Origin of the sequence: Microbulbifer mangrovi (assembly GCF_002009015.1) — a bacterium.
Classification (GTDB): Bacteria; Pseudomonadota; Gammaproteobacteria; order Pseudomonadales; family Cellvibrionaceae; genus Microbulbifer; species Microbulbifer mangrovi.
On the sequence record NZ_LZDE01000296.1, the window covers coordinates 16,832 to 29,641 of the forward strand.

General features: G+C 57.2%; 13 protein-coding genes. 3 read left to right on the forward strand and 10 right to left on the reverse strand.

What is annotated here, in order from left to right; all coding sequences use genetic code 11:
- Positions 1 to 51 precede the first annotated feature (51 nt).
- From B4U49_RS08280 to B4U49_RS08295, 4 genes are all read right to left on the reverse strand, one after another.
- Positions 52 to 1,785, reverse strand: a complete 1,734-nt coding sequence (locus B4U49_RS08280) for a SulP family inorganic anion transporter (protein ID WP_078084109.1) — start codon at positions 1,783 to 1,785, stop codon at positions 52 to 54.
- A 106-nt stretch (positions 1,786 to 1,891) separates the two neighbouring features.
- The gene (locus tag B4U49_RS08285; protein WP_078084110.1) at positions 1,892 to 2,323 is read right to left on the reverse strand and encodes a DUF6691 family protein; all 432 of its coding nucleotides are present in this window, start codon (positions 2,321 to 2,323) and stop codon (positions 1,892 to 1,894) included.
- A 4-nt stretch (positions 2,324 to 2,327) separates the two neighbouring features.
- Positions 2,328 to 2,762 carry a YeeE/YedE family protein gene (locus B4U49_RS08290; RefSeq protein ID WP_078084111.1) on the reverse strand — a complete coding sequence of 145 codons (435 nt, stop codon included), beginning with the start codon at positions 2,760 to 2,762 and terminating at the stop codon, positions 2,328 to 2,330.
- Positions 2,763 to 2,771: 9 nt separating this feature from the next.
- The gene (locus B4U49_RS08295; RefSeq protein WP_078084112.1) at positions 2,772 to 3,086 is read right to left on the reverse strand and encodes an ArsR/SmtB family transcription factor; all 315 of its coding nucleotides are present in this window, start codon (positions 3,084 to 3,086) and stop codon (positions 2,772 to 2,774) included.
- Between the two features lie 179 nt (positions 3,087 to 3,265).
- Between B4U49_RS08295 and B4U49_RS08300 the strand changes: the two genes are divergently transcribed.
- The 3 genes from B4U49_RS08300 to B4U49_RS08310 are packed head-to-tail and all read left to right on the forward strand — an operon-like array spanning position 3,266 to position 6,350.
- Complete coding sequence (locus B4U49_RS08300) at positions 3,266 to 4,144, forward strand: MBL fold metallo-hydrolase (protein ID WP_078084113.1); 879 nt, start codon at positions 3,266 to 3,268, stop codon at positions 4,142 to 4,144.
- Between the two features lie 16 nt (positions 4,145 to 4,160).
- Positions 4,161 to 4,571 carry a protein tyrosine phosphatase family protein gene (locus B4U49_RS08305; RefSeq protein ID WP_239692520.1) on the forward strand — a complete coding sequence of 137 codons (411 nt, stop codon included), beginning with the start codon at positions 4,161 to 4,163 and terminating at the stop codon, positions 4,569 to 4,571.
- A gap of 27 nt (positions 4,572 to 4,598) precedes the next feature.
- Positions 4,599 to 6,350: a SulP family inorganic anion transporter gene (locus B4U49_RS08310; RefSeq protein ID WP_239692521.1), complete on the forward strand. Its 1,752-nt coding sequence runs from the start codon at positions 4,599 to 4,601 to the stop codon at positions 6,348 to 6,350.
- 49 nt (positions 6,351 to 6,399) lie between these two features.
- On the opposite strand, the gene B4U49_RS08315 is transcribed toward B4U49_RS08310, so the two are convergent.
- The 6 genes from B4U49_RS08315 to ahpF form a co-directional block, all read right to left on the reverse strand.
- Entirely contained in the window at positions 6,400 to 6,951 is a 552-nt protein-coding gene (locus B4U49_RS08315; RefSeq protein WP_078084115.1) for a DUF1415 domain-containing protein, read from the reverse strand.
- A 15-nt stretch (positions 6,952 to 6,966) separates the two neighbouring features.
- Positions 6,967 to 7,512 carry a DUF2058 domain-containing protein gene (locus tag B4U49_RS08320; protein ID WP_078084116.1) on the reverse strand — a complete coding sequence of 182 codons (546 nt, stop codon included), beginning with the start codon at positions 7,510 to 7,512 and terminating at the stop codon, positions 6,967 to 6,969.
- A 212-nt stretch (positions 7,513 to 7,724) separates the two neighbouring features.
- A complete protein-coding gene (locus tag B4U49_RS08325) occupies positions 7,725 to 8,543 on the reverse strand; it encodes an alpha/beta fold hydrolase (protein ID WP_078084117.1) in 819 nt (272 codons plus the stop codon).
- 43 nt (positions 8,544 to 8,586) lie between these two features.
- Complete coding sequence (locus tag B4U49_RS08330) at positions 8,587 to 9,165, reverse strand: YceI family protein (protein ID WP_078084118.1); 579 nt, start codon at positions 9,163 to 9,165, stop codon at positions 8,587 to 8,589.
- Between the two features lie 196 nt (positions 9,166 to 9,361).
- The gene (locus tag B4U49_RS08335; RefSeq protein WP_204903016.1) at positions 9,362 to 10,873 is read right to left on the reverse strand and encodes a DUF1214 domain-containing protein; all 1,512 of its coding nucleotides are present in this window, start codon (positions 10,871 to 10,873) and stop codon (positions 9,362 to 9,364) included.
- Positions 10,874 to 11,142: 269 nt separating this feature from the next.
- A complete protein-coding gene (ahpF, locus tag B4U49_RS08340; protein WP_078084119.1) occupies positions 11,143 to 12,726 on the reverse strand; it encodes an alkyl hydroperoxide reductase subunit F in 1,584 nt (527 codons plus the stop codon).
- Positions 12,727 to 12,810 lie beyond the last annotated feature (84 nt).

Sequence of the window (12,810 nt, forward strand, 5' to 3'; positions counted from 1 at the left end):
GAATGAATACTGGATATATTGCCAGTATTGCGGCGTAGGGTACAGGTCTTTTTAAGCGGTATCTGCGGACGGCGGTGTGTCCACCACCTCCTTCTGCAGTGCCAGTTCCGCGATATAAGAAGAGAGGAATACCCGGCCCGTAAGATGCTCCAGTAGCTTGGAGCGGCTCAGGCGATCCAGTACTGGACCTTTAACTTCAGATAGGTGCAGGCGGATATCGCGATTTCTGAGATCCTTGTTGATCTGCTGCATGCGCTCCAGGGCGGTACCGTCGATCCGGCTCACAGAAGACAGGATCAGTACCAGCTCACGGGTGTCTGGGTGGCGCTTAAGCTCGCTCAGCAATCGGTCTTCCACGGCGCTGATATTGCTGAAAAACAGACTCTCATCAATGCGCAGGAACAGAATTTCCTTTTGTGTTTCCACATCGTAGCGCACCACATTACGGAAGTGTTCGGTGCCCGGCATGCGTCCCACCACCGCAATATGTGGGCGGCTGCTGCGCCAGATTAATGTGGCAAAGGAAAGTCCTATCCCCAGTGCAATCCCCACTTCCACGCCAAAAAGTAGAACGCCGGCGAAAGTACACAACATGGCGATGCCGTCGGTTCTGTCGTAACGCCAGTTATGCACGAAACCTTTGAAATCGAACAGGCTGGCGGCGGCGACGATGATGATGGCTGCGAGCACGGTCAGTGGCAGCTCGCTGAACAGCCCGGTTAGATACAGCAGGATTGGGATCATCAGCAGGGCCGACAGTACCCCGGCCAACGGCGACTTGGCCCCGGCCTCGGCGTTGACTGCGGTGCGGGAAAAGCTCCCGGCCACGGGAAGGCCGCCGGAAAGCGCGCTGGTGATATTAGCTGCACCCAGTCCCAGTAATTCGCCGTCCGCATTGAGGCGTTCGCCGCGCCGCGCTGCCAGCGCCTGGGCGATAGAATGGCTTTCTACAAAGCCAAGCAGTGCGATGATCAGTGCCGGCAGCAATAGCTGATAGATCGTGGCCCAGCGGAAATCGGGCAGCGACAATTTCGGCAGTCCCGCGGGAATTTCACCGACGATAGCGAGTTTGTCGCCAAGCTTGAGCCAATGCACCAGGGCAATGGCGCACAGCACCAGTAGCATGGGCATCAATCGTGCGGCGAGACGTGCGATCTGTTTTGGTGTGCCGAGCCGGAACAGCAGCATGGGTAGCCACAGGCGGCTGAAAATCAGTATGACCGCGGTGGCGACACCGAATGCCATGGTTGGCAAGTGCGCCTGCGGGAGGTTCTCCAGCACGTGAAACAGTTTCACCGAAGCCGTATCACCTTCTGCCTCGATTCCGAGGATCGAGGGTAGCTGTCCGACGATGATCAACGCAGCGGCGCCAGAGACAAAGCCGCTGATCACAGGATGACTCAGTAGGTTGGAAAGAGCGCCCAGCTTGAACAGCCCCATCAGGAACAGGAAGAGACCGCTTAGTAATGTGAGCATGACTGCGCCGGTAATGTAAGCGGGACTGCCAATGGCGGCCACGGAAGACAGGGCCGATACGGTCATTAACGACAGGACTGCCGCGGGCCCCACGGACATGGCACTGCTGCTGCCAAAGGTAGCGTAGGCTATCAATGGCAGCAGGCTCGCGTAGAGGCCGACGTGGGGCGGGAGGCCTGCGAGCAGCGCGTAGGCCAGACCCTGTGGCACCAGGAGCATGCCGGACACCAGGGCTGCCGTGACATCTGCTGGCAGCCACTGGCGCTGATAACTTGTCAGCCAGTTGGGGAAGAAGTTTTTAACCCGCATTGCATGTGCTTGTTGAGGCCGGGGGCAGGGGAGACCTCAACAGGATAGCTGGTACAACGCGGGCCCCGCCAGTGGCGTTACCTTTTGGGCGGATTGTGTAGCGGTCTCAGCTCGCGGCGGTGTTGCGATTTTCAAGCCAGCGAAAAATCAGCATGCCGCTCACCATTGCCAATGTGAAAACCAGTGCACCGGTTTCGGCGGCGCCGGTTGCCACAATACCCGGCCCCGGGCAGAAGCCGGCCAGTCCCCAGCCGATACCGAATACGAGACTGCCGAGCAGCAGGCGCTTGTCGAGCTCGCGTTTGGTGGGAAGGTTGATACTGCCTCCGAGAACGGCCGTCTCGCGCTTTCTGGCAATGAGAAAGGCGGGAAGTCCCACGGCGATGGCGCCGCCCATTACCAGGGCCAGCGATGGGTCCCAGGCGCCGAACAGGTCGAGAAAACCAAGTACTTTTTCCGGATTGGCCATGCCAGAGAGCAGCAGTCCGAAGCTGAAAATCAGCCCGGAAATGAAGGCGGAGATAGTCACTTTATTCATTGCTTCATGCTCCTAGCAGGTGGCGAACGACGTAAACCGTGGCGAATCCGCCAAACATAAAGGTCATGGTGGCTGCCAGTGACCGGGGGGACAATCGCGAAAGTCCGCAGACACCGTGACCGCTGGTGCAGCCAGCGGCGTAGCGGGTGCCGATGCCGACCAGCAGACCGGCAGCGATAAGTGCCGGGTAACTGGCGCGGATCTCAATTGCAGGCAGGGCGTGGAAGATGCCCCAGATGGCGGGGCCGGCCAGTAGGCCCAGAATAAATGCGAATTGCCAGCCGCGATGGCCGCGCTCATTGTTCAGTAAGCCGCCCAGGATGCCGGAAATTCCGGCAATGCGGCCGTTCATCAGGATCAGCCATGCGCTGGCGAGCCCGATAAGGAGCCCGCCGGCGAGGGCGCTCAGGGGGGTAAAAGCGTTCCAGTCTATGTTCATGGTGGCGAGTTACTCCGCGCAATACAGTTGATACAAATTTTGTAGCAGGGCCAGAACCTTCGGGTCGGCTACCTGGTAGTAGACCCGCTTGCCTTCCTTTCGGGTTGTGACCAGACGTTCTCGCCGCAGCACTCCCAGCTGTTGAGAGAGGCTCGGCTGACGAATATCCAGTCGCTCCTCAATGTCGCTGACACACAGCTCCTCCTGGCTCAACTGGCACAGCAACAGCAATCGGTCCTGGTTTCCCAGGGAGCGAAGCAAAAGGGAGGCCTCCCCTGCGGCTGCACGCATTTTGTCGAGCTGGAAGTCGCTGGTATCCGGCATAGAGGTATTCCGGTGGTTGTCCTTTGTGGTTGATCTGGAGGTTGATAGCTGCTGGCTAACAGTTTCAGAAAAAATATTATATTGAAAAGTATAGTAATGGAAGTTATATTTCTAGAAGTTATTATGTTAGACCTAAATCATCTATAGAGCTTTCTACGATGGCTAGACGGGAGCAAACCATGAGCGCAACAGACACTCGCCCGCTTGTACAAGCCTTTCTCGATCCGGTGACCGAGACCTGGAGTTACGTGATCTATGACCGCATTGGCGGAAGTGCCGCGGTGATTGATGCGGTGCTGGACTTTGATCAGGCGTCGGGGCGCACCAGTACCGATGGCGCCGAGAAGATCGTCGCTTTTGTGCGTGAAAATGACCTGAAGGTCGAGTGGGTCCTGGAAACCCATGCGCATGCGGACCATCTGTCCGCAGCGCCGTTTATCCGTGAGCAGCTCGGCGGCAAGATCGCGATTGGTGACCATATTCGCCAGGTGCAAGGCATCTTCCGCGATGTATTCAACCTGGAAAAAGAGTTTCTGGTTGACGGTTCTCAGTTCGATCACCTGTTCCACGATGGTGACACCTTCCGTATTGGTGAGCTGGAGGGGAAGGTGATTTACGTGCCGGGGCACACGCCGGCAGATATGGCCTGGCTGATCGGGGATGCCTTGTTTGTCGGCGATACCCTGTTCCTGCCGGACGTGGGTAGCGCGCGTTGTGATTTCCCGGGTGGTGATGCCCGCGCCCTGTATCAGTCGGTGCAGAAACTGTTATCGCTGCCAGAAGATACCCGTATGTTCATGTGTCATGACTACCCACCGAATGACACCCGCGAACACGAATATGAAACCACGGTGGGCGCACAGAAGCGCAGCAACATCCATCTGCACGATGGCGTCAGCGAAGATGAGTTCGTGAAGATGCGCAGTGAACGGGATGCCACCCTCGGAATGCCGAGGCTGATATTGCCATCGATCCAGGTCAATATCCGCGCGGGGCAAATGCCACCGGCGGAAGATAACGGCACCGTTTACCTCAAGGTTCCCATCAACAAACTGTGATTGTCGGAGTGAACGAATGATGGATAGCAAACAACTGGACGCACAAGTGTCCGTATCCGCAGAGCCGGCTATGGAGGAAATGGCGGCGCTGGCCAAGGCCGGAGTGGAAGTCGTGGTGTGCAACCGCCCGGAACAGGAAGCGGAAGGGCAGCCTTCCTTTGCTGAACTGGAGCAGGCGGTTACCGCTGCGGGAATGGCATTTGTTGCCATCCCGTTTTCCCGTGGTCAGATGCAGCCAGCGCACAGTGAGAAATTTGCCAAGCTGTTGAGCAGCGGGAAAAAAGTGCACGCTTTCTGCCGTACCGGCAATCGCTCGTGCAACCTGTGGGCCGCTGCTGGCTGCCTGAATGGCACTGACAAAAAGCTGCTGCAACAGGCTGCGCATAAGGCGGGCTTCGATATCAGTGGTGTACTGGTTACCTATTAAGGCGTTTCCGCCCGAGGAATCATGCCGGTGAAAGATGTTACCAATAACGGCTCGGGGCGTGCCCTGAGTCGCTTCATTCCCGCGGCCAGCTGGTTGCCCGGTTACTCCCTGTCCTCTCTGCAAAAGGACCTGCTGGCAGCGGTAATCGTCACCATCATGCTGATTCCGCAGTCTCTGGCCTATGCACTGCTGGCGGGCTTGCCTGCGGAAGTCGGACTCTACGCTAGCATCGCGCCACTGGTGGCCTATGCAGTGTTTGGCAGTAGCAGAACACTATCGGTGGGACCGGTGGCTGTCGCCTCGCTGATGAGTGCAGCGGCACTTGGCCAGGTGGCGGCGCAGAACACAGCGGACTACCTGTTGGCGGCGATGTTGCTGGCGCTGCTATCTGGGTTGTTTTTGTTCCTGCTTGGAGTGCTGCGCCTCGGATTTCTCGCCAATTTTCTGTCCCATCCGGTGATTTCCGGCTTTATCACCGCCTCCGGGATTCTGATTGCGTTTAGTCAGCTCAAGCATTTGATGGGCGTCACCGCGCACGGGGATAATCTGCCCGAGCTTGTATACTCCATGTTTGCCGGTATCGGGCATATCAATGTGTATTCACTGGTACTGGGTGCAGGGGTCGTTCTCTTCCTGATCTGGTCGCGGGGCAGTGCAGTGCGTGTTCTGCAGCAGCTGTCTTTATCAAAAAATACCGCGGGCTTAATTGTGAAGGCCGCGCCAGTGGTTGGCGTGCTTGCGACTATCTTTCTCGCCAGCGGGTTCGACCTGGAAGGCAAGGGGGTAAAGCTGGTGGGGGAAATTCCCAGCGGCCTGCCGCAGCTCGTCTGGCCGAATTTCTCTCTTGATCTGGTGCAGCAGTTGCTGGTACCTGCGATCATGATTTCCATCATCGGTTATGTGGAATCGATCTCAGTGGGTAAAACCCTCGCAGCCAAACGCCGTCAGAAAATCGATATGAACCAGGAACTGATCGGTCTGGGGGCAGCCAATATGGCCTCGGGGTTGTCCGGTGGCTTCCCGGTAACTGGTGGCTTCTCTCGTTCCGTAGTGAACTTTGATGCGGGCGCGGAGACCCAACTGGCTAGCGTATTTACCGCAATTGGTATCGCTCTGGCGGCAATGTTTCTCACCCCGTTTCTGTATTACCTGCCCAAGGCCACACTGGCGGCCACGATCATTGTGGCGGTGCTGTCGTTGGTGGATTTTTCCATCCTGCGAAAAACCTGGCGTTACTCCCCCAGCGATTTCTTCGCAGTACTGATTACGATTGTTGTGACCCTGCTGTTCGGGGTGGAAATGGGGGTGTCCTGCGGGGTGCTGGCTTCCATCGTGCTGTTCCTGTACCGGACTTCCAAGCCGCATATTGCGGAAGTCGGACTGGTGGAAGGCACTGAGCATTTTCGCAATACACAGCGTCATCAGGTGCGTACCTTGCCGCAGATACTGACGATCCGTGTAGATGAGAGTCTGATGTTTTCCAATGCCGCCTTTTTGGAAGAGCGGATTTACGGAGACATCGCCGCGACGCCGGAAGTCAAACACGTGATCCTGATGTGCAGCGCGATCAATGAAATCGACTGGAGTGCGTTGGAAACGCTCGAGTCTGTCAACGAGCAGCTGCGAGCGGCCGGGATCTGCTTCCACCTCTCCGAAGTGAAGGGACCGGTAATGGACGCGCTGTCGAAGAGCGGCTTTCTGGACATGCTGTCGGGCAAGATTTTCTTCACCCAATACCAGGCGTTTACCACCCTGCGTGACAATCTGGACGGATGCTAGTTGCGGGCAATAACGCTACCGGGCGCTACTGACGTGCAGGCCTGTTTTGTCAGGAAAACAGGTAGGGGAAAAGCGCCCGTTTTTCCTCGTCACTGAGTGACTCTACCCGCAGGATATTGTTGCGAGGAATACTGTCCGGGTCGGGGTAGTTTTTCAGGCCGCGCTCGAGGCTCTCTTCGCGCAGCAGATGTAGGATGGGGTAGGGGGCGCGATTGGTGAGGTTCTCCACATCCTCGGGTGCCGTATCGGCGAACTGGTAGTGGGGGTGGAAGCTGGCAATCTGGTAGATGCCCTCATAGCCCTGGCGCTTCAGCAGCCATTCCGCCTCGTTGAGGAAGAAGTTGTAGTCGTGGAAGTCCTGTAAGTGAGTCGGCAGGATCAGCAGGCTGGTCTCCACTTCCTCCATGGATGTCCGATCCAGCACCTCAAACTCATCCTGCAGCTCCTCCAGCAGCACTTCATCGCTGGTGGCATCGCTCACTACAAAACGAATTTGTCGCGCGCGCAGGGGTTTGCGCGCGAAGGGGCAAAGATTGAGACCGACTACTACGTCCTGCAGCCATCGCTCAACCTGGGCAATTACCGGATCACTATCGGTCATCAAATTTCTGCGCGCTTACCACATCAGATCGTCGGGGATTTCGTAATCCGCATACGGATCGTCTTCATCTACCGCGGTATTGTTCTCTGGTGGCTGCACAACCATGGTCGGGTTGCGTTCGGCGATTTTGTCCGCCACCACCCGGGGGACCAGCTCAAAGTGGTCTCCCTCACCGACGATCAACAGGCGTCCCGCGGTCAGGTGATCCTGGACTGCGCTGGAGACAAAGATCTTTTTCACTTTTTTCTCAAAAGTGAAGTGGTAGGCGATATCGTCCTGGCCTTTGGGGCCCTTGGATTGCTTGTTGCGCTCGATCAACTGTTTGATCTGGGCGGCAATCGCCTTCTGCTGTGCAGCGGCCTCGCGCTGGGCATTCAGTTCCCGGTCCCGGGCAATCTTGGCTGCGCGCGCGGCCTCCGCGGCTTGCTTGGCCTCATCCACCTGGACTTCACCAGACTTCTTTGCCACTTTGCTCTGTTTGCGCTTTTCCTTGCCAATCTGTTTGGCTGTCTTTTTGTCGACCAGTCCGGCCTTAAGCAGTTGGTCCTGAAGTGAAGCCATGGGGGAAACCTGTCTCAGCGGATATTGGGGAATCCGTGGCATTTTAACGGATCTGGGCGGCGCTTGGCCAAGCCTTGTTACGCTTCAGGTGTAGCGCGAGGAGGTGGCCGTGACCAGTTGGCTGCCTTGCCTCTAGGGTAAGAGCGAGGCTGAGGAAAGGGCATTGACCGGGAGCCGGGCCCGAAGTTGCACCGACTAAGCCGCTGCCGAGCTTAGGCGGATACCGGGTCTTCCTGCTGGGCGTAGGCTGCCAGGTAATCGAGCATGGCCCGGTTAATGGCTTGCGGCTGCTCCAGCGTGGAGAGGTGGCCGGCGCGAGGGATGATATTGATCTGGGCGCGAGGCAGGCGAGCCGCCAGTGCCTCAGAGCATGCGGGCGGCAGCGAGATATCTTCATGGCCCACCAGCACCAGCGCGGGCTGGTTGATGGAAGACAGGCGGCTATTTAGCGAATCCCGGGCGCACAGGGCATTGGCGACGTTCTCAATCGACACCAGCGACATGGCGGCGAACTTTTTCTTCCAGTACTCGACCAGCCCCGGTTGGGTTTCCAGGGTTTGTTTGCCAAACATCAGTTTGGCCACTGTGGGGAGCAGCGGCGATATTCCCAGTACCTTGGCGATTGCTACCATGGCCTTGTACTTGACGATCTTGAAGCGGGTTTCGGTACCCGCGTGGGTGTCCAGCAATATCAGGCCTCTCACCCGGTCGGGGCGGGTGAGGGCTGCACGCAATGCGATCATGCCGCCGATCGAGAGCCCTGCCCAGGTTGCACTGGCGACCTGCTCGTGATCCAGCACCGCGATCACATCTTCTACCATCGCGTAAATATCCAGTGGCGTATCCGCGGCACCGGATTTGCCATGGCCGCGCAAGTCGACATTGATGACCCGGTACTTCTCAGCCAGCGCAGTGAGCTGCTGGTTCCACATTTCCCCATCGCAGAGAAAGCTGTGCAGCAGCACCACAACCGGGCCTGTGCCGGTGCACTCGTAGTAAATATCGCGACCATCATGACTTGCTGTGGGCATGGGCTCTGACTCTATGGCATTTCTGGTGCGTAAACAGGATGGCTTACTGCTTGGTAAAAATCAGGTTGACGGTTACTGGTACCAGGGGGCTGATGCTGTCCAGACCAGCGACTTCACGCAGTTTGTCAATGCCCTCGAGCAGTTTGTAGTTGCTGGCATTGATCACGATCGGTGCGGTGGAGGTGATCAGCAGGCGATTGTCGTCCAGGGCCGTTACTTGCAGCAGGGCCTTTTCTGTTTGTTGCGAGCCGTGAATATCAACGGTGAGGTCTGCGGAAACAGTCTCGGTATGGCCGGCTTTCATTGCCCCCAGCTTACCGGCATCCACCTGTGCGGAAATGGTCGCCTTGGCAAATTGCGCGGTGTCGAACAGCATTTTCTGCATGCGCTCATTGCGAATCGGGATATTGGTTTCCACACTCGCCAGGTCGATGGTCAAGCTGGCTTTGCCGTCATCGGCAATGGTGCCGCTCAGGCTTTTGAAGTGATGGGTTTCCGCAATGGTCGATTTTTTGACGGAAACAAAATTGACACTGGATTCTCCTCCGGCCAGTTGCCAGTCGGCCAGGGCGGTAACTGGCAGCGCCAGTAGGGACAGCAGCGCAAGGGACTTGAGAGACATAACGTGATTCTCCTGTTTCAGCCAAATTCGGATTAATCGTCAAAGCGGGCCGCGGGCATTTGCCGACCAGATTTGACTTGCAATTTTCAGATAGGAAACATTATCAGGCGGCAGGCCGCGGTACCAGTAAAGTATCGTAAAAAAAGCAACGGAAAAGTGTGCGCATATTGAAGTAGGATCGAGCCTTGAGGTCTTTTTACTCGGTAACCCGTTCTACTTTCGGGGGAGACCACCCGGGGAGCTTTTCCAGATCCGGGACATAGAGGCGCATGGTGAGACTCAGGTCCAGGTCCTTGCGTTCGATCGGGAGCCAGTTTTCTTCCGGCACACCGTCCGGCTTGTCTTTGGCGATATAAATTGAAATACCGCCGTCGTCATCCAGCTTCATTCCCGCATTTTCACCGACACTGTATTTTTTCCGATCATTGGGGATGAAAAAGCCGTTTTTCAGATCGTACAGGGTCAGCGACCAGAAGGCGCCCGCAGGGGGTAAATCCTCTGCGGGCATGTGAAGCACGTAGTCGTGCATTGCATTCATCGGTTCGCCATCCGCGGTGCTGACGCTTGGGTAGACTGCTTCTTCCTGGGGCAGGCCGATGGGACCAAATACCGACACGGTCAGCAGGGTTTCCAGGTCGGTTTCGCCTTTGGGCTGGAACATTTTGGGCTGCAATCTGGCCATTTTTTCTTCGTCTGCACTAGAGGCCAGTGTTTCATTCTGGATGCGTTCCGCCACATCCCGGATACGACGCTTATTGATACTGGCGACCTTGGCTGGATCGAAGGTATCACCCGGTTGAATACCAAAGTACTTGTACAGTGCCAATATCGACTGGTCCTCAGGGTTGTCTGCAGAAAACGTGGTGTGGTTGAACACAAACTGCATCACTTCGAACAGATTGTCGCCAAACACCGCGACATCGGTTTCACCAACCGCCGGAAATTCGGCTGCTTCTACTGGAACGGCCGGCTTGCCGCGAAAGGTGTTGAGCGTTACCGGCGTGACACTTTTCATCTGCTCGACGATTTTGGCAAATCGGTCTTTATCCTGGCCGTGGGGCATCACGCGAAATACCGCGGAGACAAAATCGCCGGTGGCTTCAAATACCTCATCAACCCCCTCGACCGGCTTGCCATCATAATTTTGTGTCCGTTCGCTGTAGATGAGCAGGGTCAGCGGTTTCGTGAAGTCGCCTACACGGGAAGACAGGGGAACGTTCACGTAGTGATCGTAAGCGGTGATCATCAGGGACGCGTAGTCGGTATCAAATGCGGGGATCTTGAGAATAACGGGCTCGGTCCGCAGGTCTAGCAGGCAGCTTACATACAACGTGTCGTTGTTGGGGCGTGCTATTTCGCGTGTCGTGTGGTCCTTGAGCGCGGTATCTGCTTCGCAGGCGTTCCATCCTCCAAGTTTGGCGGCAAACTTGTTGTTGACGTTGTACATGGCCACATACTGGTATGACCGGGTGACCAGGTCTTTGAGAAATTCATCGCTCATCGCCACATCCGGGCGATCGGTATCGGTCTGATTGTCGACACCTGTGTCGTTCGCGCCCTGTGGCGCTGCAGTCATATCTTCATGCTGGGCGGATACCGTTTTACCCCCATCATCGTTGCTACAACCGGACAGCCAAAGTCCGGTTAGGACGGCACTCAGCAGCAAAAAGGCGAAGCAGGCAGGTGCTCTGCGCGTCATTGTCTGCATGATCACTCCCTTTCTCGCTCCCTTTTTGTTCACTTTCGGCTCACAAAAGGTCTGCGAAGGTATCTAATGAGAAGGTGGTTATAGAAAGCGTAGACGAATTTAAGCGCCACTCTGGCGAGGCGACGGTCTGGTAAATTGGCAAAAAAAAGCCGGCTGGCGCCGGCTGCAATCATTGAGGATGTTTCCCAGTGGTGGCGGTTGGGGTATCCGCCAGGGAGGACCGGATACCGCTGGGAAACCGGCATCCGGGTTTGGGTCTGGTGTTGCGATCAGCTCGCGATCGACAGGGTTTCTGTCGGTTCGTCGCTGACGGAAGTGCGGATCAGGTGGTCAAAGGCTCCAAGCGCAGCGGTGGCGCCGGCACCCATGGAAATCACAATCTGCTTGTAGGGCACGGTCGTGGCGTCACCGGCGGCGAACACGCCCGGAATCGAGGTAGCGCCGCGATTGTCGATCACGATCTCGCCCATGCGGTTCATTTCCAGGCCGCTGTCCTTGAGGAACTCGGTATTCGGCACCAGTCCGATCTGTACGAAAACGCCCGCCAGATCCAGTTGCCTGCTCTCGCCGCTGACACGATCCGTGTACTGCAGCCCGTTTACCTTGCTGCCATCGCCGAGTACCTCGGTGGTTTGCGCATTGGTGATGATGTCGATATTGGCCATGGAGCGGGCCTTGCGTACCAGTACTTCATCCGCGCGCAGGGTATCGGCAAACTCCAGCACGGTAACGTGCTTCACGATACCTGCCAGGTCGATGGCGGCTTCGATACCGGAGTTACCGCCGCCGATCACTGCCACGTGCTTGCCCTTGAAGAAGGGGCCGTCGCAGTGTGGGCAGTATGCCACGCCTTTGGTGCGGTACTCGGCCTCACCGGGTACACCCAGTTCGCGCCAGCGTGCGCCGGTAGCGAGGACGACCGACTTGCTGGCAAGGGTGGCGCCGCTCTGCAGTTGCAGTTCGATCAACTTGTCCCGCTTCAGTTCAGCGGCACGCTGGCCGGTGATGATATCCACCCCGTATTCCTTCACGTGTTGCTCGAGGCTCGCCGCCAGCTTCGGGCCTTCGGTGTAGGGCACGGAAATAAAGTTTTCGATACCCACCGTGTCCATCACCTGACCGCCGAAGCGCTCGGCCACCAGGCCGGTGCGGATGCCCTTGCGCGCGGCATAAATAGCCGCAGCCGCGCCGGCCGGGCCGCCGCCCAGTACGAGTACGTCGTAGGGCTCGCGCTCGTTCAATTCTTCCGCCTTGCGGGCTTCGGCGCCGGTGTCGATCTTGGCCACGATTTCTTCCAGGCTCATACGGCCCTGGCCGAAATGCTCGCCATTCAGGTAGACCGCGGGTACCGCCATGATCTGGCGCTCGTCGACTTCTTCCTGGAACAGAGCACCGTCGATCATCTCGTGGGTGATGTTCGGGTTCAGTTTCGCCATCAGGTTCAGCGCCTGGACCACGTCCGGGCAGTTCTGGCAGGACAGCGAGATATAGGTTTCAAAGTGGAATTCACCCTGGATATTGCGGATCTGCTCCTGCAGTTCCGGATCTGTTTTGGACGGGTGGCCGCCGGCCTGGAGCAGGGCGAGTACCAGGGAGGTGAATTCGTGTCCCATGGGGATACCAGCAAAGCTGACGCGCGGAGTCTCTCCGGCGGGGGCGATGGCCATGCTCGGAGTGCGCTTGCGGCTCTCCTGTTTCAATTCAATCTTGCTGGAGAGGTCGGAGATTTCGCTGGCGAGGTTGTTCAGTTCAACAGCCTTGGGGCTGCTGTCGGCGGACACACTGATCTCGATCGGAGTGACGATATTCTGCAGATAGGTGTCCAATTGTTTCTTTACGTTTGCGTCCAACATCGGTGTGTCCTGAAATTTGATTGGTTTGCTGTGCTTTGCTGCGAAGGTGTCGGTACCGGGGGCAGCTTTGTGAGACCGTCTGCG

Coding starts and splice junctions, on each gene's coding strand:
- B4U49_RS08280 (WP_078084109.1), bottom strand. CDS start 1,785: ATGCGGGTTAAAAACTTCTTCCCCAACTGGCTGACAAGTTATCAGCGC.
- B4U49_RS08285 (WP_078084110.1), bottom strand. CDS start 2,323: ATGAATAAAGTGACTATCTCCGCCTTCATTTCCGGGCTGATTTTCAGC.
- B4U49_RS08290 (WP_078084111.1), bottom strand. CDS start 2,762: ATGAACATAGACTGGAACGCTTTTACCCCCCTGAGCGCCCTCGCCGGC.
- B4U49_RS08295 (WP_078084112.1), bottom strand. CDS start 3,086: ATGCCGGATACCAGCGACTTCCAGCTCGACAAAATGCGTGCAGCCGCA.
- B4U49_RS08300 (WP_078084113.1), top strand. CDS start 3,266: ATGAGCGCAACAGACACTCGCCCGCTTGTACAAGCCTTTCTCGATCCG.
- B4U49_RS08305 (WP_239692520.1), top strand. CDS start 4,161: ATGATGGATAGCAAACAACTGGACGCACAAGTGTCCGTATCCGCAGAG.
- B4U49_RS08315 (WP_078084115.1), bottom strand. CDS start 6,951: ATGACCGATAGTGATCCGGTAATTGCCCAGGTTGAGCGATGGCTGCAG.
- B4U49_RS08320 (WP_078084116.1), bottom strand. CDS start 7,512: ATGGCTTCACTTCAGGACCAACTGCTTAAGGCCGGACTGGTCGACAAA.
- B4U49_RS08325 (WP_078084117.1), bottom strand. CDS start 8,543: ATGCCCACAGCAAGTCATGATGGTCGCGATATTTACTACGAGTGCACC.
- B4U49_RS08330 (WP_078084118.1), bottom strand. CDS start 9,165: ATGTCTCTCAAGTCCCTTGCGCTGCTGTCCCTACTGGCGCTGCCAGTT.
- B4U49_RS08335 (WP_204903016.1), bottom strand. CDS start 10,873: ATGCAGACAATGACGCGCAGAGCACCTGCCTGCTTCGCCTTTTTGCTG.
- ahpF (WP_078084119.1), bottom strand. CDS start 12,726: ATGTTGGACGCAAACGTAAAGAAACAATTGGACACCTATCTGCAGAAT.